This window comes from Dysgonomonas sp. PH5-45, from assembly GCF_029893235.1.
Classification (GTDB): Bacteria; Bacteroidota; Bacteroidia; order Bacteroidales; family Dysgonomonadaceae; genus UBA1309.
This window is the reverse complement of record NZ_JARXWE010000032.1, coordinates 1-24,600: the sequence shown is the minus strand read 5'-3', so window position 1 is coordinate 24,600 and position 24,600 is coordinate 1. Positions and strand designations below refer to the sequence as shown.

The 24,600-nt window shown below is 40.0% G+C and carries 25 protein-coding genes; 16 read left to right on the top strand and 9 right to left on the bottom strand.

The window, feature by feature from the left end; all coding sequences use genetic code 11:
- Window positions 1–259: 259 nt before the first annotated feature.
- Window positions 260–430: a hypothetical protein gene (locus M2132_RS10385; protein WP_280673299.1), complete on the bottom strand. Its 171-nt coding sequence runs from the start codon at window positions 428–430 to the stop codon at window positions 260–262.
- Window positions 431–702: 272 nt separating this feature from the next.
- Here M2132_RS10385 and M2132_RS10380 point away from each other — a divergent pair, with 272 nt between their 5' ends.
- Window positions 703–1,473 (top strand): glycosyltransferase family 32 protein, encoded by a 771-nt coding sequence (locus tag M2132_RS10380; protein ID WP_280673298.1) that lies wholly within the window; start codon window positions 703–705, stop codon window positions 1,471–1,473.
- Window positions 1,474–1,550: 77 nt separating this feature from the next.
- Here M2132_RS10380 and M2132_RS10375 read toward each other — a convergent pair whose 3' ends face one another.
- Complete coding sequence (locus M2132_RS10375; RefSeq protein WP_280673297.1) at window positions 1,551–3,293, bottom strand: hypothetical protein; 1,743 nt, start codon at window positions 3,291–3,293, stop codon at window positions 1,551–1,553.
- A 256-nt stretch (window positions 3,294–3,549) separates the two neighbouring features.
- On the opposite strand from M2132_RS10375, the gene surE reads away from it, so the two are divergent.
- The 6 genes from surE (at window position 3,550) to pgeF (ending at window position 8,870) form a co-directional block, all read left to right on the top strand.
- The gene (surE, locus tag M2132_RS10370) at window positions 3,550–4,326 is read left to right on the top strand and encodes a 5'/3'-nucleotidase SurE (protein WP_280673296.1); all 777 of its coding nucleotides are present in this window, start codon (window positions 3,550–3,552) and stop codon (window positions 4,324–4,326) included.
- 13 nt (window positions 4,327–4,339) lie between these two features.
- On the top strand, window positions 4,340–5,473 hold the full coding sequence (gene lpxB, locus M2132_RS10365; RefSeq protein ID WP_280673295.1) for a lipid-A-disaccharide synthase: 1,134 nt from the start codon (window positions 4,340–4,342) through the stop codon (window positions 5,471–5,473).
- A 137-nt stretch (window positions 5,474–5,610) separates the two neighbouring features.
- Window positions 5,611–6,150, top strand: coding sequence for a hypoxanthine phosphoribosyltransferase (hpt, locus tag M2132_RS10360; RefSeq protein WP_280673294.1), 540 nt, complete (start codon window positions 5,611–5,613; stop codon window positions 6,148–6,150).
- Between the two features lie 8 nt (window positions 6,151–6,158).
- Window positions 6,159–6,740 carry an adenylate kinase gene (locus tag M2132_RS10355; protein ID WP_280673293.1) on the top strand — a complete coding sequence of 194 codons (582 nt, stop codon included), beginning with the start codon at window positions 6,159–6,161 and terminating at the stop codon, window positions 6,738–6,740.
- 84 nt (window positions 6,741–6,824) lie between these two features.
- On the top strand, window positions 6,825–8,018 hold the full coding sequence (obgE, locus tag M2132_RS10350; RefSeq protein ID WP_280673292.1) for a GTPase ObgE: 1,194 nt from the start codon (window positions 6,825–6,827) through the stop codon (window positions 8,016–8,018).
- 39 nt (window positions 8,019–8,057) lie between these two features.
- A complete protein-coding gene (pgeF, locus tag M2132_RS10345) occupies window positions 8,058–8,870 on the top strand; it encodes a peptidoglycan editing factor PgeF (RefSeq protein ID WP_280673291.1) in 813 nt (270 codons plus the stop codon).
- 108 nt (window positions 8,871–8,978) lie between these two features.
- On the opposite strand, the gene dnaB is transcribed toward pgeF, so the two are convergent.
- Window positions 8,979–10,475, bottom strand: coding sequence for a replicative DNA helicase (gene dnaB / locus M2132_RS10340; RefSeq protein ID WP_280673290.1), 1,497 nt, complete (start codon window positions 10,473–10,475; stop codon window positions 8,979–8,981).
- A 344-nt stretch (window positions 10,476–10,819) separates the two neighbouring features.
- Here dnaB and M2132_RS10335 point away from each other — a divergent pair, with 344 nt between their 5' ends.
- The 3 genes from M2132_RS10335 (at window position 10,820) to M2132_RS10325 (ending at window position 13,704) form a co-directional block, all read left to right on the top strand.
- A complete protein-coding gene (locus M2132_RS10335) occupies window positions 10,820–12,145 on the top strand; it encodes a hypothetical protein (protein WP_280673289.1) in 1,326 nt (441 codons plus the stop codon).
- 50 nt (window positions 12,146–12,195) lie between these two features.
- Window positions 12,196–12,954, top strand: coding sequence for an RNA methyltransferase (locus M2132_RS10330; RefSeq protein WP_280673288.1), 759 nt, complete (start codon window positions 12,196–12,198; stop codon window positions 12,952–12,954).
- 246 nt (window positions 12,955–13,200) lie between these two features.
- The gene (locus tag M2132_RS10325) at window positions 13,201–13,704 is read left to right on the top strand and encodes a thioredoxin-like domain-containing protein (RefSeq protein ID WP_280673287.1); all 504 of its coding nucleotides are present in this window, start codon (window positions 13,201–13,203) and stop codon (window positions 13,702–13,704) included.
- Between the two features lie 89 nt (window positions 13,705–13,793).
- On the opposite strand, the gene M2132_RS10320 is transcribed toward M2132_RS10325, so the two are convergent.
- Window positions 13,794–14,543, bottom strand: coding sequence for an SDR family NAD(P)-dependent oxidoreductase (locus M2132_RS10320; RefSeq protein WP_280673286.1), 750 nt, complete (start codon window positions 14,541–14,543; stop codon window positions 13,794–13,796).
- Window positions 14,544–14,571: 28 nt separating this feature from the next.
- Window positions 14,572–15,525, bottom strand: a complete 954-nt coding sequence (locus tag M2132_RS10315) for a glucosaminidase domain-containing protein (RefSeq protein ID WP_280673285.1) — start codon at window positions 15,523–15,525, stop codon at window positions 14,572–14,574.
- Window positions 15,526–15,564: 39 nt separating this feature from the next.
- Between M2132_RS10315 and cdd the strand changes: the two genes are divergently transcribed.
- Window positions 15,565–16,044, top strand: a complete 480-nt coding sequence (gene cdd, locus M2132_RS10310) for a cytidine deaminase (protein WP_280673284.1) — start codon at window positions 15,565–15,567, stop codon at window positions 16,042–16,044.
- 132 nt (window positions 16,045–16,176) lie between these two features.
- Window positions 16,177–18,987 (top strand): pitrilysin family protein, encoded by a 2,811-nt coding sequence (locus M2132_RS10305; RefSeq protein ID WP_280673283.1) that lies wholly within the window; start codon window positions 16,177–16,179, stop codon window positions 18,985–18,987.
- Window positions 18,988–19,146: 159 nt separating this feature from the next.
- Here M2132_RS10305 and M2132_RS10300 read toward each other — a convergent pair whose 3' ends face one another.
- Together M2132_RS10300 and tsaB are read right to left on the bottom strand one after the other, a co-directional pair.
- Window positions 19,147–19,338 carry a CDGSH iron-sulfur domain-containing protein gene (locus M2132_RS10300; protein WP_280673282.1) on the bottom strand — a complete coding sequence of 64 codons (192 nt, stop codon included), beginning with the start codon at window positions 19,336–19,338 and terminating at the stop codon, window positions 19,147–19,149.
- Between the two features lie 77 nt (window positions 19,339–19,415).
- Complete coding sequence (gene tsaB / locus M2132_RS10295) at window positions 19,416–20,114, bottom strand: tRNA (adenosine(37)-N6)-threonylcarbamoyltransferase complex dimerization subunit type 1 TsaB (RefSeq protein ID WP_280673281.1); 699 nt, start codon at window positions 20,112–20,114, stop codon at window positions 19,416–19,418.
- Window positions 20,115–20,247: 133 nt separating this feature from the next.
- Here tsaB and M2132_RS10290 point away from each other — a divergent pair, with 133 nt between their 5' ends.
- The 3 genes from M2132_RS10290 to nadD are packed head-to-tail and all read left to right on the top strand — an operon-like array spanning window position 20,248 to window position 22,285.
- Entirely contained in the window at window positions 20,248–21,120 is an 873-nt protein-coding gene (locus tag M2132_RS10290) for a YicC/YloC family endoribonuclease (protein ID WP_280673280.1), read from the top strand.
- 26 nt (window positions 21,121–21,146) lie between these two features.
- Window positions 21,147–21,713, top strand: a complete 567-nt coding sequence (gene gmk, locus M2132_RS10285) for a guanylate kinase (protein WP_280673279.1) — start codon at window positions 21,147–21,149, stop codon at window positions 21,711–21,713.
- The gene (nadD, locus tag M2132_RS10280; protein ID WP_280673278.1) at window positions 21,710–22,285 is read left to right on the top strand and encodes a nicotinate (nicotinamide) nucleotide adenylyltransferase; all 576 of its coding nucleotides are present in this window, start codon (window positions 21,710–21,712) and stop codon (window positions 22,283–22,285) included. Before gmk ends, nadD begins: the two co-directional genes overlap by 4 nt.
- Here the strand turns inward: nadD and M2132_RS10275 are convergent.
- Window positions 22,278–22,442, bottom strand: a complete 165-nt coding sequence (locus M2132_RS10275) for a hypothetical protein (RefSeq protein ID WP_280673277.1) — start codon at window positions 22,440–22,442, stop codon at window positions 22,278–22,280. The genes nadD and M2132_RS10275 overlap by 8 nt on opposite strands.
- Before the next feature lie 116 nt (window positions 22,443–22,558).
- Complete coding sequence (locus M2132_RS10270) at window positions 22,559–23,101, bottom strand: C40 family peptidase (RefSeq protein WP_280673276.1); 543 nt, start codon at window positions 23,099–23,101, stop codon at window positions 22,559–22,561.
- 445 nt (window positions 23,102–23,546) lie between these two features.
- Here M2132_RS10270 and M2132_RS10265 point away from each other — a divergent pair.
- Window positions 23,547–24,600, top strand: a 1,054-nt coding sequence (locus M2132_RS10265; RefSeq protein WP_348523153.1) for an IS1182 family transposase, incomplete at its 3' end; no start/stop codon positions are given.

The following is a 24,600-nucleotide window of genomic DNA, read 5'->3' as shown; positions in this document are numbered from 1 at the left end:
ACTTGGTAATCTTAAAGTTACGAATAAACACCCACTTAAACAACTGATACCCAATTTGTTTTTTAATAATTTGTCGTTTTTAAACAGGCTCTAAACAAATCAGCGAATTGTTTCAACTACTGATTCGCATTAATAATGAGGCAATAATATTATTGAGTAAAAGGGATAATAATGTAGCTGCCGATATGATTATAGGAATCTTGTCCATATAATCGGGGTTATGTTTACAGGTTTGTTGTTTCTCCATAACGCGAATCTGCTAAATACAACATGAATGTTCGTACGACTCAGTTTCCGAATCTTCATCTGCATATTGCACCTTTTTGTTTCCGGGGATGATCCAATCGAGGTCTAATTCCTTCAATATCTTATTAGTAATGCGGAAACATATGTGTTTAATATTCTGTACTATCGTCATAAAATTCATCATAATATACTTTGTGTGTGGTGTTATTACTTATGTTAGCTAAATCTAAGAGAAAGCGCCTTACTCTATTATTGATGACGAATAACTGTGGCAGATATTTTTTATTGATAATATGTTTTTTGCCGAAACTTTTTGACAACTATCTATATAAAAAAGTGTAGGTATTAGATAGCATATGAAATTGTTAAACGAGAAGCTATAAAAAGGATGGTTTAAATTATATGTTGTACCTTTACTGCAAAATATCAAAAAACAATATTTACATTCTACATTTTATGGAAAAAAAAATACCACCAATAATACATTATTGCTGGCTCAGTGATGAAGAAAAGCCGGAGAAAATTCAAAAATGTATTGATTCCTGGCATGCAATGATGCCTGATTATGAAATAATGTGCTGGGATATGAACCGTTTTGATATTAATTCTGTTCCTTTCGTTAAAACGGCATGTGAGGCAAGGAAATGGGCTTTCGCGGCTGATTATATTCGGTTATACGCTTTATATCATTATGGGGGTATATATTTAGATTCGGATGTTTTTGTGTATAAAAGTTTTGACCCTTTTTTGGTACATTCTGCCTTTACGGGTTCGCAAGTTAATACAGCTATTTTCGAGGCACAGATAAGGGAGGGGTCTAACGACTGTGTTGGTATTGAAGCCGCTGTTATAGGAGCCATGCCAAAACATAAATGGATAAAAGATTTGTTGTCGTTTTACGATGGTAAAACGTTCGAAAACACTCCGGAATGCAGAAGGAAATTTGTGATGACAAAAGTTGTGGCAGATATCTGTGCTGAGAAATACAACTTTAAGTTCATGCCTTTGTATCAGGTTTTAGATGAGGATGTTCATGTTTATCCACCGGATACATTTTCCATCCCAACAGATGAACGGTGTGTTGCAAAATACTCAACGCATTGGTGTGCTAATAGCTGGGTAGAACATCAGGATAATCATAAATATACTCTTAAAGAAAAAGTGAAAATATTTATTGTTCACAAACTAATAGGGGTGAATAATTGGCGAAAATTGACCAAATCGTGATGTAATGAAATAAAAAATAACGAACAAGGGGCTTGTCTGTAATTGGAAGACAAGCCCCTTGTTCTTATCTAAAGTTATTACTTTAATAAATTAGCAATATCAGGGTTGGTTACGAATTTTGCAAATTCAAGGTCTTTAAGAGCCTCCCTTTTTAGTGAAGGATCTTTTTCTGTTGCGGCTTTCAAACCACTAATAACTCCCGAAATATTATTGGTACGTGCGGCAATAATGGCTTTCAGATAAGACGTTGTCGCGTCTTTATTTGGAACAGCGTTAAGTATCTGCTCGGCTTTGCTATAATTTTTGGTAAGGATATTTGCTACGGCAGCGTTGTTCGTTTTTGCATCGCCAAACGATTGGGCGGCCTTTGTATAATCTCCTTTTTTGAGGTAAAGCAAACCGAGGGCTTCGTTTGCTGTGTTAGCACCCGAAGAGTTTCCTAACAATTGCTCGGCCTTGGCTATATTATTTTCAGATAAGGACATAAGCGCAAGGTTTGTATTGGTTTCGGCCGATTTTGCATTAATTTGAGATGCTTTAACAAATGCTTGGTTTGCTTTGTCGGTCAGTCCGTTTTGATAATACAGCGTACCAAGGTTATTCCAGCCTCTGTAATCGTTAGGATATTTTTTTGTTATGAACAAATAAATTTTTTCTTTTTGTGAACCCGAGTTAGTAAGTGTTGCGGCATACAATAGTTCTTCAACAGAAAGGCTACCCATATCATTTGCGACAGCTGCTTGCAGTTCGGCATCGGTTTTACCAATGATTTCAACGTTAGCAATCAGGCGCGAACGGCGAAGTTGTGGCAGAATGGTTTCGGCCAGATCTTTGTAAACTACCGATATGTTTTTGATTTCACGCTCTCTGGTTTCTGTATCGGTATACATTGACAATACACGTAGTATAAGGTCTTTGTCTTGCAGATTAGACACTTCTACCAACTTTTTAAACCCATCCCAATCTTGAGCTGTGTAATGAGCATTGATACCGGTGTTGATAGAGTTATTTTTAAATTCTTTTTTCAGGTAACTGGATGTGTTTTTTTCGCGTTTTTCAGCTAAACCTTCATTTAGTTTATATCCGCCGTCGGGCGATGCGTAGGCCGAAACTTCAACGTTCAGTTTTTTCTTACTGTTGTCGTTAGCTTCTTTTACAAGGTTTTTCCAAGCAGCCAAGTTCGAAGAATTCAATTCGCTCGAACGCAATTCGGCTTGTTGAATCAAAAACTTAATCTCAGCATCGTACGACTCTTGTATGGATTTCTGGAAATTGTCGGGTGCGGTTGATGGTGTTGACGAAAGAGCATCGGCAAGAGCGGCTGTTGCCACAACGCCATCCGCAATTTTAATATCCGCAAACGTACCCGGAGTTTTTATCAGCGAAGCAAGGTCTGTAGTGTAGAACGATCCGCCACCTTTAGATACATGGAAGCGGAGGTAAAGTTCCGATTTCTTCATAGCAGGAATGTAGTCAAATTCGCTCTTGAGAGTAACATTTGCTCCATTGCTTTGACTGATAACGATATTGTTGCCGTTAACTTTCTCGCCCTGATATACATATGGAGTGCCATAAGCCTCGCCACCCTCGTATTTAAGAATAGGAGTTACGGTTACCACCATTTTCTTGTCGAACCATTTTGGAGGAATGTTCCCATTAATGGTTACCGGAACTTTGGTTCCCACCACTTCGAGGGGAGACGGATTGACTGTGAATAAATTTGAAGTAAGAGGCGATATCTTCTTACTACAAGATGCAGCCAATAATGCTATCGTAAAAAGCATTGAAATGTACAATAACGATTTCTTTTTAAGATTCATAACAAGTAAATTTAGGTTGGTATCTGAAATTGCAAAATTTTCCTATGTACACCCTTAATTAACAATTAAGAACGTTGTAATGTTCGCATGGAGCGCGAATGCCCCCACCGATTAGTACAAATGTAAATATTTTTTTTAACAGATTCTAATTTATTATCAGAAAAAACATCTAACATAGGTACAGGTTCTTTTCATCTTCAAATTCTTATGTATCTTTGTTTTCTATATATAGAACGGAAAGAAAAGTAAAAAATTGATGGAGGATAAAAAACCTTTAATATTTATAACAAACGATGATGGCTTTCAAGCCAAAGGTATTAAAACCTTGGTGAATGCCTTGAAAGACTTGGGAGATATAGTGGTGGTTGCTCCCGACGGGCCTCGGTCGGGCATGTCGAGTGCGATAACAAGCTTGGTGCCGTTGCGCTATCATTTGGTGGAGAAAAAAGATAACGTAACCCTATATTCGTGTTCGGGAACCCCTGTCGATTGTGTTAAACTCGGCCTGTCGGAGATTGTAGAACGCACTCCCGATTTGTTGGTTACAGGAATAAATCATGGCTCTAACGCTTCTATCTGTGTACTGTATTCAGGTACGATGGGTGCGGCCATAGAGGGATGTATATTCGATGTCCCTTCCATCGGATTTTCATTAACCAACCATCATCCGGAAGCTGATTTCCGGAATGCGGAAAAGGTTGCCCGTAGGCTAAGCCATGAGGTGCTAAAGACAGGATTGCCCAAAGGTATATGTCTGAATGTTAACATACCGGATGTTGAGGATTTGAAGGGAATAAAGGTTTGCCGCCAAACCGAAGGGAAGTGGACGGAGGAGTTTAAACGATCGGAAGACGGTGGCAACAAAACGGTTTTTTGGCTGACAGGCTATTTCGATAATGCCGAACCCAATAACCAAGACACCGATGAATGGGCTTTAGCCAACAATTATGTTACCGTTGTACCCACCAAAGTGGATATGACAGCCCATGAGTTTATAAAAACGGCTAAGGTTTGGGAAAACTTAACCTTGTAAAACAATAAAGGTAATGAAATATTTTCTTGTGGCAGGAGAAGCCTCGGGCGATTTACATGGAGCAAATCTGATGCAGGCCTTAAAACAGAATGATGCTGAAGCCGAATTCTGCTTTTTTGGAGGCGATTTGATGCAGGCACAAGGCGGAACACTGTTGAAGCATTACCGCGAAATGGCTTTCATGGGTTTTATCCCTGTGCTATTGAATTTGCGGACAATTCTCCGTAATATGGAGGTTTGCCAGAAGGAAATTGTTGCTTATCAACCCGATGCGGTTATTCTGATTGATTATCCGGGCTTCAATCTGGATATAGCCAAGTTTGTAAAGAAAAAAACGGGTATACCCGTATATTACTATATATCGCCTAAAGTATGGGCTTGGAAGGAATATCGTGTCAAGGCTTTTAAAAAGTATGTCGATAAAATGCTTTGCATCCTGCCTTTCGAGGTCGATTTCTTTAAAAAACACAACTATGAGGTCAATTATGTAGGCAACCCAACGGTCGACGAAGTTGCTGAATTTAAAGAAGAAAACAGCGGGGATACTTTCAAACAATTCACTGCCGACAACAATCTGCAAGATAAACCTATCATTGCGCTTTTGGCAGGCAGCCGCAAACAGGAGATAAAAGATAACTTGCCGTCTATGCTACAAGTTATAGCAAATTATCCTTCTTATCAGCCTGTTATTGCCGGTGCTCCGGGTATAGACCTCGATTATTACAGTCAATATATAGGTGATTCGGGATGCAAATTAATATTTGGTCAGACATATCGCTTGCTTAGTCATGCAAAGGCAGCGCTGGTTACCTCCGGTACGGCAACTCTCGAAACAGCCTTGTTCCGAGTACCACAGGCGGTTTGCTATAAAACACCTGTTCCGCATATTGTTTATTTTGCATTCAAGCATATCTTAACAACCCCTTATATCTCACTGGTAAATCTGATAGCCGATAGGGTGGTGGTGCAGGAGCTTTTCGCAAAGTTTTTTTCGGTTGGTAATATCCAAAAAGAATTGGATAAAATACTTCATGACGAAGATTACAGAGCGGCAATGCTATCCGAATATGACCGCATAATTAACATTTTAGGAACTCCCGGAGCTTCCAATCATGCTGCCAAATTGATAGTATCGGGGTTGAATTGATAGATATCGTTCTGACAAACAGGAAAGAATATCCAATTTGAATAAAGGCGCTTTCTGTTGAAAAAAAAATAATAAGTAGCTTTACTTTTAGGCTAAATATATATACTTTTGTACCCTTAATCAAAAAGCAAACCTTGATGAAAAGTGTAAAGATAAAGGATAAGGAGTTTGAGTTGTTTATTGAAGAGTCGGAAATCCTTGCGGCTATCAATAAAATTGCAACGCAGATGAACAAAGACCTGGAAGGTAAAGATCCTCTTTTTATCGCTGTTCTGAACGGTTCTTTTATGTTTGCTTCGGAGTTGATGAAGCGGATAAGCATTCCTTGCGAAATATCTTTTGTACGGATGGCTTCTTATCAAGGCTCTAAATCGACGGGAACAATAAAAGAAATTTACGGTTTGCAAGAAGATATAGAGGGGCGCACCGTGGTTGTTATAGAAGATATTGTAGACACCGGGCATACAATGTCTATGATACAAGAACAACTGGAGTGCGATAATCCGAAGGAAATTAAGATTGCAACCCTGCTGTTTAAACCCGATGCTTTGACCCAAAAGGTGAATCTTGATTATGTGGCTATGGAGATTCCCAGCGACTTTATAGTTGGTTTTGGTTTAGATTATGACGGATACGGACGCAATCTGCCCCACATATATAAAATAAGAAATATATAATTGGAATAATGTTGAATATTATAATTTTTGGGGCTCCTGGTTCCGGAAAAGGTACACAAAGTGCCAACATAGTCAAAAAATATAATTTAGCACACATTTCGACCGGCGAGTTGTTGAGGACTGAGAAAAAGATGGGTAATGAGCTTGGCAAATTGGCCGAAAGCTTCATGAAAAGAGGCCATCTGATTCCTGATATACTGATGATAAGCCTTCTGTCGTCTGTTTATGACGACAAAACATCCGACGGGATATGCAAAGGTGTTGTTCTGGATGGGTTTCCCCGTACAATGCACCAAGGAGAGGCCTTAGACAAAATGTTTGAGCGGAGAGGACAGTCTATTTCGGCGGTCATTAATCTGGAGGTTGCAGAGTCGGAACTTATCGAAAGGCTTATAACAAGAGGGCAAAAGAGTGGCCGTAGCGACGATAACTACGAAACCATAAAAGCTCGCTTAGATGTATATACAAACCAGACCGAGCCTCTTAAAGAATATTACAGAAAACAAGGAATACTGCACACCATAAAAGGATTGGGTACGGTAGACGAGATATTTGAACGTATTTCGGCTATTATAGACAGTGTAAAATAAAAAGGAAATAGTTACCTTTAATGCCAGGAGTCAGGTCTGTCCGACCCAGCTCTTGGTTTTTTATTTTTAAAAACAAATGAAATTATGGCGGAATCTAATTTTATAGACTACGTAAAGATATATTGCCGCTCGGGCAAAGGGGGGAGAGGTTCAACCCACTTCCGTCGTGAAAAATATATCCCAAAAGGAGGCCCTGATGGCGGCGATGGCGGCGACGGCGGACATGTAATTTTACGGGGTAACCGTAATTATTGGACTCTGTTGCACCTTAAATTTCAACGTCATATTTTGGCCGGACACGGTGAAGGCGGCTCTGGGCGATTAAGCTCCGGGAAAAAAGGGGAAACAAAAATCATTGATGTTCCTTGCGGTACGGTGGCATACGATGCCGAAACGGGCGAATACCTGTGCGATGTAACGGAAGACGGGCAAGAGGTTATCCTGTTGCGTGGAGGTAAGGGCGGTCGTGGTAACAACCATTTCAAAACCCCTACCAATCAGGCTCCGCGTTATGCGCAACCGGGCGAACCTTACGAAGAACGCCGTGTGGTACTCGAACTGAAAGTATTGGCCGACGTTGGCTTGGTGGGTTTCCCCAATGCCGGAAAATCCACGTTGTTATCGGTCGTTTCGGCGGCTAAGCCTAAAATTGCGAACTATGCCTTTACTACACTCGAACCCAATATCGGTATTGTGAGTTATCGTGACCATCGGTCGTTTGTGATGGCCGATATACCCGGAATTATTGAGGGTGCGAGCGAGGGCAGGGGCTTAGGCTTACGTTTCCTGCGGCATATAGAGCGTAATTCTTTGTTACTGTTTATGGTTCCGGCCGATGCTGACGATATTCATAAAGAATATAAAATTTTGTTGAACGAATTGGCAAACTTCAATCCTGAACTGTTGGACAAACGCCGTGTGTTGGCAATCACAAAGTCAGACATGCTTGATGAGGAGTTGATAGAAGCTCTAAGCGAAGACTTGCCTGATGTTCCACATATTTTTATATCCTCAATTACAGGGTTTAACATTCAACAACTTAAAGACTTACTTTGGCAAGAACTGAACAAGGACGGCGATTATAGAAAGATTGCACCTATCGTTCATAAAAACTTGGATATCCGTAAGTTTGACGATGGAGAAGAACTTGACGACTTGCCCGAAGACGAGTACGAGGAAGAAGAGTTTGATGATGAATTTGACGAGGATTTTGACCCCGAATTCTATTTCGAAGAAGGGGAAGAATTTGAGGCCGATAACGGTGAATCTGAAAAATAAGGTCTTTCGGATAAACATTCTTGGATTTTTTTACGTGAAATGAAGGTCAATTCAGTATATCCCAATCTTTTACAATTCGATATATTGGCCGGATTCCGTTCACTTATAAATTTCACTACCACTATTACCGGTGGTGTGAGCGAGGGTAATTATACTTCGTTCAATCTGGGCTTACATTCGGGTGACGATTGTACTCATGTATTAGAAAACAGGCGTCGGTTAGCAACTTTTGTCAATGTGAAGTCTACCTGCCTGTACTTTCCGCATCAGGTGCATGGTACAGAAATCAGAATTATAGACAAAGATTTTCTTTCAAAGCCTGAGAATGAAAAAGCGGAACTGCTAAACGGTATTGACGCTGTTATAACCGACCGTAAGAACATTTGCATAGGTGTTTCCACAGCCGATTGTGTGCCTATTCTTATTTATGACCCTCAGAAACATATTCTGGCTGCAATCCATGCCGGTTGGCGGGGTACTCAGGCTCAGATAGCAGCAAAAACAATAAGGCGAATGGGCGAGGAGTTTGGTTGCCAGCCTTCCGATTTACGGGTGGGAATCGGGCCTGCCATATCAGCAGCTCACTTTGAGGTTGGTGATGAAGTAGTTGAAGCCTTTGCGGATGCCGGTTACAAGATTGGCGATATTGGGTATGTCAATTCCGAAACTCAAAAAACGCATATTGACCTCTGGCGTGCTAATGAAATACAGCTTTCGGAAGCAGGGGTTCTACCCCAAAACATAGAGGTTGCCCGTAAATTTTGTACTTTTTCGTGTCCCGATATGTTCTTTTCGGCACGCAGGCAAACAATAAACTCCGGCAGGATGATTACCGGAGGAGTATTATTGTAACTCGTAGTGCATTTTGAAAATAAAAGCTAATTGTCTGAAAAGTAAGATATATTCATTTTGTCATCCTGAGTGAAGCGAAGGATCTTGAATATCTATACAAAGCTTTCGTCAGAATGGAACAACATCGTCGCCGGTTGGCATGGGGCCTTTGTTTATATCGGCTGCACTGATTTTTGATGTGAACTGGGCATTATTCATATTATATTCATCATCAATGTTTTGGAAACGGGCAAATTCGCTTTTAAAGCGCAGCATCACATCGGCGGTTGCACCGTTACGATGCTTGGCAATAATAATCTCGGCAAGCCCTATCAAAGAATTACCTTTCTCGTCTTCCAATATTTTATAATATTCGGGGCGATGGATGAAGCATACCATATCGGCATCCTGCTCAATGGCTCCCGATTCGCGAAGGTCTGAAAGCTGCGGGCGTTTACCTTCGGCTCCGGTGCGGCCTTCAACTCCACGGTTCAACTGCGAAAGAGCAATAATGGGAATGTTCAATTCTTTGGCAAGCCCTTTCAGCGAGCGCGAAATCATACTAACCTCCTGTTCACGGCTGCCGTAGTTCATTCCGCTGGCATTCATCAATTGAAGATAGTCTATTATAATCATTTTCACACCATGTTCACGAACCAACCGACGGGCTTTAGTACGGAGTTCAAAAACCGAAAGGCTGGGGGTATCGTCTATATACAATGGAGCGTCGTATAGTTCCTTTATCTTAAAATCCAGCTGTTCCCATTCGTAGGGTGCGAGTTGTCCGTTTTTAATTTTCTCGCCCGGAATTTCGCAAGTATTCACAATCAGACGGTTCACCAGCTGTACGTTCGACATTTCGAGCGAAAACAGAGCCACCGGATATTTGTACATCACAGCCATATTCTTTGCCATAGAAAGCACAAACGCGGTTTTACCCATGGCAGGACGGGCGGCAATGATTACAAGGTCGGAGTTTTGCCATCCGGAGGTAATCTTATCTAAACTAACGAATCCTGTTTGCAACCCGCTAAGCCCTTCGGGACGGTTGGCTGCTATTTCAAGCAAATTGAGAGCTTCTTTAATTACAGGATTGATTTGTGTTACGTCCTTCTTTACGTTGCGCTGCGATATTTCGAACAGTTTGCTTTCGGCTTCCTGCATCAAATCGTCTACGTCGATGGTTTCGTCGAATGCTTTGTTGGTGATTTGAGACGAAAAGCCAATCAGTTCGCGTGCCAAATATTTTTGCGCTATAATGCGTGCATGGAATTCAATATGGGCTGCCGAAGCTACTTTTTCGGTCAGCTGAGCTATAAATACAGGTCCGCCAACGGCATCCAACTCTCCGTCTTTGCGAAGTTGTTCAACAACGGTAAGCATATCTATTGGAGCCTGCCTGACAGCAAGATTCACAATAGCCGTGTATATGGTTTGGTGTATGGGGTCGTAAAAGCTTTCGGGTTTTAGTATATCGCTTACTAATGAGTAAGCGTCTTTTTCGAGCATTAAAGCCCCTAAAATGGCTTCTTCCAGTTCGCGCGCTTGTGGCTGAACACGCCCCAAATCGCTTATAATATTTGATTTAGTGTTATTTTTCTTTGAATTCTGATTTTCTCTTGCCATAATTCGTTTTTCCCTACATCAATTTTTGAAGGGTATCAAAGATACTTTCTTTGTAGGGGTAAAAATGCAAGAAAACCCGATTTTTGCTAACATGTAGACGTTTTGTCTGTTGAAAACATCTGTAAATACAGTGTGTGTTAGTGGAATATAAAAACATCTGATCATTCAGAAAAATAGCTTTTTATACCAACGCCATAGCAATTCGCATAATGAGTCTGGCTATTGAATTAAGAAAGCTCACAACTTTGTATGTATTCGGACTTTTTAGACGTTATAAATGTGTTTAATCAAAGTAATTTCATTTTCTTTACATCAAAAAACAACTCTTTGGTTGAACTTTGCGAATGATTAAATCAGGATTCAGAATATATTGTATTTTGTTCGTGCTATTGCTATGTAGCGCCCTGTGCAAGGGGCAAGCTGTTGGCAGCACATTTCAGGGTGAAATTGTGGGTGTTTCTCCGTTCTTCCTTCATTTGGAGGAAAACTTGGGAGTTGTTACAGGTTTCTGCAAATACTCGCCCGATAGTGTAGTTGTTCCGCTAAAGGGCACGATTAATGGCGAAGGCGATATAATGCTTAGAGGTACTGAAAAAGCGTTTCCCGTATTTTCGGGAAAGTTACAAAGCCGACTTGTGCAAGGGAGTTTCGTTCGGGCTAAAGGTGCGGATGCGCATGCTTTTTATGCTTTCGATATACGGGGCGAATATAGTGATGGCCGGTACAATTACATCAGTCTTTCGCTGTTCAACGAAGGTTATATACTCAAGAACCTCACAAGTGGTAAAAAAGGTACTGTAACCTCCCATATATTGGACGATGGCAAGATGTATCTGCGTTGCGACTCGCTGAATGTCAGTCTGTACCCAAATGGCGATTCGATAATCATTAATACATTAGATACTTTGCAGCCGTCCATGTTTGATGGTGGAAGGCGGGTTTTTACCCTTGAGGAATCGTTTTATAGCGGTGCATCGTTTATTGAATTTACCGAAAAGGACAGTGATTATCCCCCCGAAAGCAAACTTATAGAACTAAACGATGATTATTCGATAAGATTAAAGCGAATTCCCCGAAGCCAGTATGTGGTTAGGAAGTGGGAATCGGCACACATGCAAAACAAACCATACAAGCCTGTTAAGAATATCGATCAAGCTCGCAAGATGCTTGCAAAGCAGGTCAGGGAGATTCAGATACAGGAGGACGAGTACATCCGTAAGGCATTAGAGATAGAGTTTAAGGATGGTACGAAAAAGAGGTTGGACGATTATAGTTGGGAATATTCCTTCGTTGCGTACTACCCCGAAATAAAGGTATTGGTTTTGTGTGACGAAGCCGGAGGAGACGAACCAATAGACTTGAACAACAGCATGAAGCAACATGTGGGAAATCCATCTCATCATGCCGACTCGCCCGACAAACAGTTACGAATAACCGGCTATTATCCCGGCGGTGCAGCGGATGGTACGGAATATTTCATCGAAAAATGGAATAAACGGACAAAAAAGTACGAATTTGTAGATTACCTTCGGGATAAGAAGAACAATGAATTCTACTTTAGTTATACCGACAGGTGGTTTTGGGCTACCAACGGGAAAGTATTATTTGCAAATAACAGCTGGGACGAGGGTGAATATTACGAGATGGAAATTATCACCACAAATAAATAAACTGATGTTATAATAGCTTTTTTTTGAGCACCAACAATTTTTGATCTATCATGCCTTTATCCAAGAATAAGCATAAATATATACAATCATTAAGAGATAAAAAACACAGAACGGAACACAGTACGTTTGTTGCCGAAGGTGATAAGCTAGTTTCCGATCTGCTCGACTCCATGCACTGCCAACTATTGGTAGCCACACCTGCGTTTTTAGAGTTGATAGAGTGTAAAAAAAATATACGTGTTGATGAAATCGTTGAAGTAGATAAGGCCGAAATAGAAAAAACAGCTTTGGTCAAGAATCCGCAAAACGTGATAGCCGTATTTTATCAACATAAAGGCAGCCCGTCATTCTCGGATATTGAAACCCGGCTTTCGTTGGCTCTCGACGGCGTGCAAGACCCCGGAAATCTGGGCACAATAGTACGCATTGCCGATTGGTATGGCATTGAGAATATTTTCTGCTCGAAAGACACTGCCGATATATATAATCCTAAAACCGTACAGGCCACAATGGGGGCTTTGGCACGGGTAAGGGTTCATTATGTGGATTTAGTTGAGTTTTTGCATTCACAACAATCGCAACCCATATACGGAACATTCCTTGACGGGGCGGATATATACACCCAGAACATTACAAGTAACGGAATTATTGTGATGGGAAACGAGGGTAACGGCATCAGCAAAGATATTGAGCGGTGTATAAAAACAAAACTATATCTGCCCAGTTATCCAAAAGACAGGGCTACATCCGAATCGCTAAACGTATCGGTGGCAACTGCCGTGGTTTGTGCCGAATTCAGACGTAGATGATTGTAATTTAGCGCATTAAGCTACATTATTTAACATATAGAAACGTGGCTTAATCACTTTTAGCCCGTTTTGTTGCACAGGAATACTTTAAATAATTACCTTTGCGCCGTATATTTTTGAAATATACCCCCAATCTAAGCGTAGATTGGTTTTCCGAAAATCGGAAGAGTTTTGTTTTTAAGTTGAAGTAGAATACAATAAAAAAGACTTGAAGCAAAACTTTATTAGTAACCAAAAAAATATTTTATGAAGTATCTGAAGTATTTCTTGTTTGGTGGGATGGTTATGGTTTTCTTTTCTCTCACATCATCAAGAACTTCAAGGATTTCAGAGGGTATTTACCCTGGGAGCCTTATTCCGGAACTAAAGGTTATGGATAGGTTGGGCAATAAACAGTTCGACATACACGACCTGAAAGGGAAAAAAGTTTTAATCAATTTTTGGGCTGCATACGATGCAGAGTCGCACAGGCAAAACATTGTTTTGCACAACACCTTAAAGGAAAAAGAATATCAGGTAACGATGGTTTCTGTTTCTTTCGACGAAAATGAATCGGTGTTCGATAAAACCTTGATTATTGACGGTCTTGATAAAGACGGACAATATGTTGACACGAGAGGTGAAAAATCGGGTGTTTACCAAAAATTTCAACTAAAAAAAGGATTTAAAAACTATTTGATCGACGAAAACGGAACAATCGTAGCAATGAACGTTTCGCCCGGAGATTTGAATAGATTATTAAAAAGCTAATTTAGGTTTATAACCTAAAGAGAAAAGCCAACTGGAAGATTTTTCCAGTTGGCTTTTTGTATTGAATGGGAGGGTAAACCGCACCCTTGTTATTCTTTATGGAATATTGTGGCAGTAGCTTGTGCTTTCGACATGATAAGTATGTCTTGAACATCAACATGGTCGGGAGCTAAAACAGCATAAGCGATAGTATTGGCTATATCTTCGGCAACAAGAGGCGTAAAGCCATCGTAAACCTTATCGGCAGTAGCTTGGTCGCCTTTATACCTGACAAGCGAAAACTCTGTTTCGGCAGCACCCGGACAGATTTGCGTCACCTTAATACCATAATGTACTAAATCCATGCGGATACCTTTGCTGATGGCATCAACAGCGTGTTTTGTTGCACAATAAACGTTTCCGTTAGGGTAAACTTCTTTGCCTGCAATAGACCCAATGTTGATGATATGACCTGACTTTTGTTCCACCATTTTGGGCGAAATGACACGAGTAACATAAAGCAAGCCTTTAACGTTGGTGTCGATCATCCGTTCCCAATCGTCAACCACACCCATATGGATAGGGTTTGCGCCAACAGCCAGACCGGCATTGTTGACCAATACATCGACCTTGGTGATAGGTGCTAAATGTTTTTCAACCTCATTGCAGTTGCGCACATCAAAACAAAGCGGCGTGACCTTTGTTTGTGGATACAGGGTTGATATCTCCGTTTCGAGTTCTGCTAATCGTTCCTTTCTCCGTCCTGTTATAATAATATCAAAACCTTCTTTGGCAAGCCGCAAAGCAGTAGCCCTGCCTATACCCGAGGTAGCCCCGGTAATTAAAGCTGTCTTTTTCATAATTATATTTTATCGTTTTAGAGTTTAGTTATCTTAGTTTTAGAACATCGCCTTCGGCAGGTACATATTCTCCGTCTAACTTATTCATCTTATACAGATTATCTACCCTTATTCCATACAGTTGCGATATGCTGTGCATGGATTCGCCTACTTGTATAACATGCTCGTAATAAGGTTTGTCGGCTTTCTTCTTTTTCTTTTGAAAGTAAACCAAATCGCCTTTTTGCAGTGGGAAGCCCAAAGGTACTTCGTTATATTTGCAAAGGTCTTTTTCCTTAAACCCGAATTCGAGGGCTATGGCTTTGTAGGTATCGTCTTCTTGTGCTATAACATACACTAATCCTCCTGTTTTGTATGGAGTATGTTTATATATATTGGCCGATGAAGCACTTTCCCTGATCCGTTTTTCTTCTTTTTCAATTTTCTTTTTGTCTAAGCCCTCACGGTCAAGTTCATAAAGCTCGTAGTCTTCAATCAACTTGATTAGCTTATTGGCATAAGCTTTGTCGGTTGCATATCCTGCTTTTTGCAAACCCCGTGCCCAACCTTTATAGTCGGTAATGTCGAGCGAAAATAAGAACCTGTACCGTGGCTTTTCCGATAAAAAACGTGAATGGTCGTGATAAGAATCTTCGGCTTTTTTGTATTTGCGAAAGCAGTCGTTGGGACCATCGTCTTTGGCATAAACTTTTTCGCCTGTCCAGTCGTTATGGCATTTTATACCGAAGTGGTTATTCGACTTTAGTGTAAGGCCACCTTTGCCCGCACCCGATTCGAGCAGCCCCTGCGCCATGGTTATACTGGCCGGTATTTTATATCTGCGCATATGGTCTACTGCCACAGGTTTATATTGTTTTATATATTCTTCGTAAGCTTTATACCGTTTTGGTTTGTCGGCCGAGATATTAATTAAAATAAGCGCCAGAAAAGCCAAAAAAGCTAAGTATTGGTGTTTTATAAGTGTAGTTTTAAGCTTCTTCATTTTGTTTTTCTATCTTTGAGAAGATATTTTTATTAATTTATGAAAAATATAGTCTTAAACACAAAGATACAAGTTTATAATATAGACGAGGCTTCGCAAACGCAAAAAAAACTTATCGAAGCCGCAAAAGAAGCAACACAAAGAGCTTATGCGCCATATTCAGGTTATAGGGTAGGGGCTGCTGTGCTTCTGGATAACGGACAGGTGATAACCGGAAATAATCAGGAAAATGCCGCTTATCCTTCGGGGTTATGTGCCGAGCGTACAGCTTTGTTTTATGCCAATGCCCAACATCCGGATGTTGCAGTAAAAATGATGGCTGTTATAGCTTATAATAATGGCGATTTTACGGATGATGTGTGTTCGCCATGCGGCTCGTGCAGGCAAGTTCTGACGGAGATAGAAAACCGGTTTGACACTCCTGTCACTATCTTGATGTGTAGCAAGGATCAGGTTTATAAAGTAGAGTCTGCCTGCGAGTTACTGCCTCTTTGTTTTACCAAAAAGTCGTTGATGTAGCTTGAATTTCAGTCACAATTAATGCCATATAACAGGCATTTAGACAGATAAAATAGTTCTGACAATATTAATGCTATTTCTTTTTTGGGTATATTTGTCAGCAGATATCATATATTAACAAAAAGTTTCAAAATGAAAAAATTCTTTCTTTTATTTGCCTTATGTATCGTCAGCATCGGTATGTCTGCGCAATCACCTCAAGACAAGCAACCTATCGACTCTAATGTCAGATACGGTAAGCTTCCTAATGGTCTGACTTACTATATCAGACATAATGCACAACCAGAAAACAGAGCCGATTTTTATATTGCACAAAAAGTTGGTTCTATGCAAGAGGAAGATCCACAAGCTGGTTTGGCTCACTTCCTTGAACATATGGCTTTTAACGGAACAAAACATTTCCCCGGCCGTAAAACCATGTTGAACTACCTTGAAAGCAACGGGGTTCAGTTTGGATCGAACGTGAATGCTTATACAAGCTTTGACGAAACGGTTTACAATCTGAGCGATGTTCCTGTAATGCGCGAAGGACTTGTTGATTCATGTTTATTGGTTCTTCATGATTGGTCGAGCTTTATTTCGCTCGAAAACGCAGATATAGACAAAGAAAGAGCTATTATTGAAGAAGAATGGCGTTCACGCTCAGGGGCTCAAACCCGTATTTGGGACAAAACCCTGCCCATCCTGTTCAAAGGTAGTAAGTATGCTAACCGCATGCCTATTGGGGATATAAATATTATTCGCAATTTTAAACATCAAACAATTAAAGACTACTACCACAAATGGTATCGTCCTGATTTGCAAGCTATAATTATAGTTGGTGATATTGATGTTGATAAAATAGAAGCAAAAGTTAAAAAAATGTTTGCGGATATACCTGCTCCAGTGAATCCTGCCGAGAGAGTATATTTCCCTGTTGCTGACAACGTAGAACCTCTTGTAGCAATAGCGAGCGACCCTGAAGCTACATCTACCAATGTAACGGTTTACCTTAAACACGATGTATTGCCCGACGAAGTAAAACTATCTAATTCGGGTCTTGCTATCGGTTATCTGACATCTGTTGCATCAAGTATGCTTAGTGCTCGTTATAGCGAAATGGCTCAAAAAGCTGATGCGCCATTCAACTATGCTTATGCCTACGACGGTGGATTCTTTGTAGCCCGTACAAAAGATGCTTGGACATTGGGAGCTGGTTGCAAAGAAGATAAAGTAAAAGATGCTTTGGCTGCTTTGATAAGAGAAAACGAACGGGTAAAACAATTTGGCTTTACCGCTGCTGAATACGACAGGGCAAAAGCGTCTCTCTTAAAATCAGTTGAAAACAGCTACAACAACCGCGATAAGCAAAAAAATTCAGCTTATTCTGACGAGTATGTAAGGAGCTTTACTCAAACAGAAGCTATACCAGGCATTGAGTACGAATATAATATGATGAAGATTTTGGCAGAGCAGATCCCTGTTGAAGCAGTTAATCAATTTATGGCACAATTAATTAATACGGACAAAAATGTTGTTATTACTGTAACAGGTCCCGAAAAAGAAGGTTTGGTATATCCTACCGAAGCCGATCTTATAAATGTGTTTAAAGAAGTAGAAGCAGAAAAATTGGAAGCATATGCCGAAACATTGTCTGACGAGCCTCTTATGCCTAACTTGCCTAAAGCCGGAAAGATTGTAAAAGAAACGAAAGACGCTAAATTTGGTACAACTGTTTGGACATTATCGAACGGCGCTCAGGTTGTTCTGAAGAAAACAGATTTTAAGAACGATGAGATAAGAATGTCGGCAACAGCTTTGGGCGGAACAGCTCTTTATCCCGACAAGGATATTCAAACTATTGCTTTCGCAAGCTCAGTACCATCTGTTGGTGGTCTTGGAAATTTCAGCGCCGTTGATTTACGGAAAGTTCTTGCCGGAAAAACCGCCAGTGCTAATCCTTATATCGGAAGCTACACAAAGGGAATGAGTGGTAGCTCATCTATCAAAGATTTGGAAACATTGTTCCAATTGACATACCTGAACTTTACACAACCAAGAAAAGACGAAGAAGCATACAAAGCGTTTACAGAAAGAGTGAAAACTCAATTAAGAAACGCTCAGGCAAATCCTTATACAGCCTTTAGCGATTCTATTTCTAATGTTTTGTACAGCTATAGTCCCCGTGTGAAACGTACAACCGTTGAGGATGTTGATAACCTGAATTACGACCGCATTATCTCTATGTACAAAGAAAACTTCTCTGATGCAGGTTCGTTTATATTTACATTTGTTGGTAGTTTGGACGAAGCAACTATGCGTCCTTTTGTAGAACAATATATAGCTGCCTTGCCTGCCGTTAAGCCTAAAACTTCGGCTAAGGAAAACGTTATGATGTTCCGTAAAGGAAATGTAAATTGTCATTTCCAGAAAGAAATGCAAAATCCTAAAGCCACAGTATTGGATATGTATAGCGGAACTTTGAAACGCGATTTGAAAACAGAACTTTCGTTCGAGGCTATGAAACAAATCTTAGATCTTATCTATACAGCGAAAGTAAGGTTAGAACAAGGTGGTACTTATGGAGTATCGGTGTCGGGAAACATTGCTCGCAAACCAGAGGGACAGTCTATTCTTCAAATCAACTTTGAAACAGAAGACGAAAAAGTAAAACATCTGAACGAGATTATACATAAAGAGTTTGCTGCTTTTGCTCAAACAGGAGGCGATAATGCTGATTTCCAAAAGGCAAAAGAATATATGAACAAACAGTTCCAACAAGATATCAAAGAAAATGGTTATTGGGTAGGTGTTCTTAACACATACTATATGTATAAGGAAGACGATCATACAGATTACCAAAAAACTTTGGATGCTCTTACAAAAGAAGATGTAAAAGCCGTTGCTGCCGAGTTGTTGAAACAAAAAAATATTGTGGAGATAATTATGCTTCCTAAAAAATAAGAATTTGAGGTAATCAAACTTATTTACATAATGAAAGCCGTTGATGAACATACATTAACGGCTTTTTTATTAAAAAAAATAGAGGTTACAAATTGGGAACTTATTTGCAACCTCTATATGTGGTGAAACATGTAAAACTAACAGTTAAGGATTGTGTATCTACCCTTTAAACCCTATTTTGACATGCGTTCCATCACAATAAGGTTTTTTGTTGGATGCCCCACACCTGCAAAGGAATGGTTTTTCTTTTTCTACGGTATTTCCATCAGGCAGCATTATTTCTACCTTACCTTCAATAGCGATGGGTCCGTTTGGAATAACTTTTACTTTCAACAAACTTTCTTTTTGCATAGCGATTCTTTTTAGTTGATGTATTTACGCTATTATAACATCAGCCGAAAAGAAAAGGTTGAAGTATATATGTATTTTTAACCTAATACTTTGTTTTTAGGAGTAGTAGCAACAAATTCTTTTAAGTAGAAAGGTTCGAAATATGCTACATCAACAAAGTCTTCCCGGGCGAACGCCTTTTCGGCAAGTTCTATCATTTGGGAGGCAAGGGGTGAGATGTTTTCTAAAAATATGGCATTAGGATGGTTTATCGTATCCTTGCACTTTAAGGCTCCGTTGCCAAAGAATACGATTTTTCCTTTATCCAGATATCCCCGATAGGTGTCTGTGTCTACAATATCGGCTTGAATATCACGTATGACATTCAATTCTTGGTCGTAAATGGCAGCGTAGACTTCCATCCGCCGGGCGTCTATCATAGGGCAAAACAGGGTATTATTCCCTTCTATCCGGTTATTGTGGATTACACCTGCCGCCATAAGCAAAAGGGAATTGATGGCTATAAGCGGGATGTTAAGCCCAAAGCAAATACCCTTAGCTTCCGACACTCCTATCCGCAAACCTGTGTACGATCCCGGACCACAACTAACGGCCACAGCATCCAAAGACTTATTGTTTTTACGAATAAATTTTATTGCTTCGTCTGCAAACACACCTAAGATACTGGCGTGCGATGGTCCCGTTGTTTCTGTCAGGTCAAGTATCACACGTCCATTTTCGGATATGGCAATCGAACAAACTTCGGTAGATGTGTCTATATGTAATATGCAGGGCATTTCGTTTTTTTATTTTTCCTATTGGGCTACAAATTTACATCTAAGCTGCGAATATTTTCTAAAAAACAGGTTTTATTGACTGTTAAATATGCTTTTTAATGTACTTTTGTGCAAAACTAATTATATCTGAACGATGATACAATCTATGACGGGCTTTGGCAAAGCTACAGCCGAACTACCTCAGAAAAAGATAACAGTAGAGATTAAATCGCTTAACAGTAAGCAATTCGATTTATCGGTACGTATTCCCAATATTTATAAGGAAAAAGAAATGGGAGTACGCAATCTTCTGGCAAAAACCTTGGAAAGAGGTAAGGTCGATTTCTTGATCTATATAGAAAATATAGGGAAAGAAACTTCTTCGCAAATCAATCAAAATGTTCTGGAAGGGTATTACGGTCAGATAAAGGAGATATCGAACAACTTGGGTGTCAGTGAGCCTTCCGATTGGTTTCAGGTATTGCTTCGCCTGCCCGATGTGCTCAAGTACGAGGCTCAGGAACTGAACGAGGAAGAGTGGGCGGTTGTTTCCAAAACGATAGACGAGGCTATTGGCCAAATACAATCTTTCCGCAAACAGGAGGGAGAAATGTTAGCCGGACTTTTTACCGGTAAGATTGATAATATATCGGCTTTGCTTAAAGAGATAGAACCCTACGAACAAGAAAGGGTAGGGAAGGTTAAAACCCGTATTAAGGAAGCTTTGCAAAAAATAGAAGACTTCGATTACGATAAGAACCGTTTTGAACAGGAAATGGTATATTATATAGAGAAGTTGGATATAAACGAAGAGAAAAGCCGCTTGACAAACCATCTTAAATATTTTATAGAAACAATGAAGGATGAAGCCGGTCAGGGTAAAAAGCTTGGATTCATCACCCAAGAAATTGGACGGGAAATAAACACGATGGGTTCAAAGTCGAACCATGCCGAAATGCAGCAAGTTGTTGTGCGGATGAAGGACGAACTGGAACAAATAAAAGAACAGGTATTGAACGTACTGTAAACACAATGAGCTTATTAAATTAAAGGATGGGAAAACTTGTTATTTTTTCAGCGCCTTCGGGTTCGGGAAAATCTACTATCGTTAATTATCTGCTGAAACAAAACCTGAATTTGCAGTTCTCCATATCGGCAACAAGCCGTCTCCCACGGGGAGAAGAACAACACGGGAAGGAGTATTATTTTCTGTCGCCCGAAGAATTCAGAGCCAGAATAGCAACCGAAGAGTTTTTGGAGTACGAAGAGGTTTATCAAGACCGGTTTTACGGAACATTGAAGAGCGAGGTTGACCGTATCTTAACGGGTGGCGGTAATGTTATCTTCGATGTAGATGTGGTGGGCGGATGCAATATAAAGGAATATTACGGTAGTCGTGCTCTTTCGGTTTTTGTTGAACCCCCTTCGATAGAAGAACTGCGTAACCGACTGATAGGTAGAGGTACAGATAGTTTGGAGGTGATTGAGGAGCGTGTAGCCCGTGCCGAATACGAAATGACTTTTGCTTCGCGTTTTGATGTTATTATAAGGAACGATAATTTAGAGAAAGCTCAGGCCGAAACTTTGGCTGTTGTTTCTGAATTTTTAGATACGGAATGAATATAGGTGTTTTTTCGGGTTCGTTCAATCCTATTCATATAGGGCATCTTATTTTGGGTAATTATATAACAGAATTTACCGAAATAAATGAAGTTTGGTTTTTGGTAACACCACAAAATCCACTGAAAAAAAGCGACGATTTATTGAACGAGACTATCCGTTACGAAATGGTTTGCCTTGCCCTTGAAGGCTACCCAAAACTGAAAGCCTGCAATTTTGAGTTTTCGCTGCCCCAGCCATCTTATACCGTCAATACCTTAAAAGCTTTGACCGATATTTATACCGAACACAATTTCTCGTTGATAATAGGTGCCGACAATTGGGCGGTTTTTGATAAATGGAAAGCCCCGGAAGCTATACTTGAAATGTGTAAAGTGTATGTTTATCCTCGTTTGGGTTCGCGTATCTTTATTTCGCCCAAGCATAAACACCGGGTAGAAACGCTCGATTCGCCAATCATTGAAATATCTTCTACCTTTATCCGGGAGAGCTTGCGGGACGGAAAGCAAATGGATGCCTTTCTTCCTCCACAGGTTGCGGAATATCTGAAAGAAAACAAAGCCTTTAGCTAAGGCTTTCGTTCAGTTGTTGCTGTTCTTCGTATGTATTGTTGTTATTTTCTATATCTACATTATTGCTTATAGGGTGCGGACATGCACATTTTTCGGACGATTTGCATGCCGTGAATAAAAACGAAGCAAGTAGTAGTATAAATATTATGCTTTTCATAATAGCTTTCTTTTTTTACGATTGAAATCCTTTCTATGGAAAACGGAAATTCTCTGAAAATATTATAGGTATATCGGAGGTGAAATGATATTCAAAACTGTTTATTGCCTTTTTATTTATTTTACCCTTCCTCCGTTTTTCCATGTTTTTAGGTAGTAGTTTTCATCAAGTCCGCTAATTATAACCCCACGCGATGATGACGCATGGATAAACTTATTATTTTTCAGATAAATACCAACATGGTTTATCTTGTTCTTTTTTCCTGTTGAAAAAAATACTAAGTCTCCGGTTTTCAGATTCTTTTTAGAAACTTTATGTACATCGTTCTTTGCTTGGTCGCCTGACGATCGTGATAATTTTTTCCGATACACTTTCCGAAAAACCGTATGTGTAAGCCCGGAACAGTCTGTGCCTTTTTTGTCCATTCCTCCGGCTCTGTAAGGTACACCCAACCACGAAGCCGCTTCGGCATAAAGGGGCATATTTTCATCATCTTCTTTGTTGTCGTTGCGTATTTCTATACCCAAGCGTTGCGATAGATGCGCTACTTCCGAGGGGTTATAAAGCAATTTGTTTGAACCGCACGACGATAAAAGCAAGCAGAACAAAAATAAAGAGACAGGTAAGTTTATTTTTACTTTCGATATATATAAACGCATTTGTTATGAGCATAAAATGTTCACTTACAAATATAAACTATTGCCGGACGTTTGTCAACAAAATCCGGTGCATTTATTGAGGAGTATTAAATAAAATTAATTGTAAAAGTTAGGATTTGATCTGACTGACAGTTGGGCAAACTTATCAGATTTGCATCTTTGGGTTTTCTAAACCATAATTTCTTGGAATAGGAAAATATTGAGGATGGGTCAAAAATGTCTTTCGACCAAGATAGTACAAAACAAAGAGGCTGTCTCACAATGATGAGATGGTCTCTTTTTTTTGGGGGTATAAAAAAGAAGCAAACCTTTATTTCTCTAAACAAAGGTTTGCTAATGAGCTTAAAGATTTGTATCTTTAAGTGTCACCTCAAAACCAAATATAATGTTTAAATCCTACACTACCAACGATAATCTGCTATTACCTCCCTCTTAAGGTGAGCTAATCCCTGAAAATGATCCTGTTCGTGTTGTTGATCGTATCATTGAACAGATTGATTTAACTTCTTTGTACCGCAAGTATTCTCGTCTGGGCAGCCAAGCTTATCATCCTCGCTTGATGCTCAAGTTGCTTGTCTATGCTTATTTGCGTAATGTATATTCTTCCCGACGTATCGAAGATCTTTGCCGTAACGACATTCGCTTTCTTTGGTTAAACGGGATGGATGTTCCCGATCACAATACGATCAACCGTTTTCGTTCGGGTCGTTTAAAAGGCGTCTTGAAGGAAGTATTCTCTACCATCGTCAAGTTTTTGGTCACTGAGGGTCTTGTTAGTTTGGATCGGGTATATACCGATGGAACCAAGATTGAGTCTTCCGCTAACCGCTATACGTTTGTTTGGGGTAAATCCATCAGTACCCGTATCAGTAAGATTGCTGAGCAACTAAATGAGCATTGGGCGTATGCCGAGTCTGTAACCAAGCAGGAGCTGATGGAAGAAACACCGCTGCTTGCTGAAGATATCAGCGCCGATAAAGTGGCTCAGGTGGTGGATCGTATCGATGAAGCTTTGCGTGATGTGGATTGTGACAAGAAGGTAAAGCAGAAAGTAAAACGGGTAAAGAAAGCCTGTCCTGAACAGTTGAAGCGTTATGAGCAGCAAGAGCAAATTCTTGATGGTCGGGGTAGCTATTCTAAGACTGATCCGGATGCGACTTTTATGCGTATGAAGGAAGATCACATGTTAAACGGTCAACTCAAACCGGCTTTCAATGTACAAATCTCTACCAATGAACAATTCATCAGTAACTATACCCTTCACCAAACTACTGCGGATACCACAACATATACTGAACATATAGAAGAGTTTAAGTCATTATATGGCTTTTACCCTCAGGAATCTATTGCTGATGCCGGATATGGGAGTGAGGAAAATTATCTTTATGCCAGAAGCAAGAATATTAATCCTTTTATCAAGTATAACTACTTCCATAAAGAACAAACAAAGAAGTGGAGAACAGATCCCTTTCGTTCTTCTAACTTCTACTACAACGGTA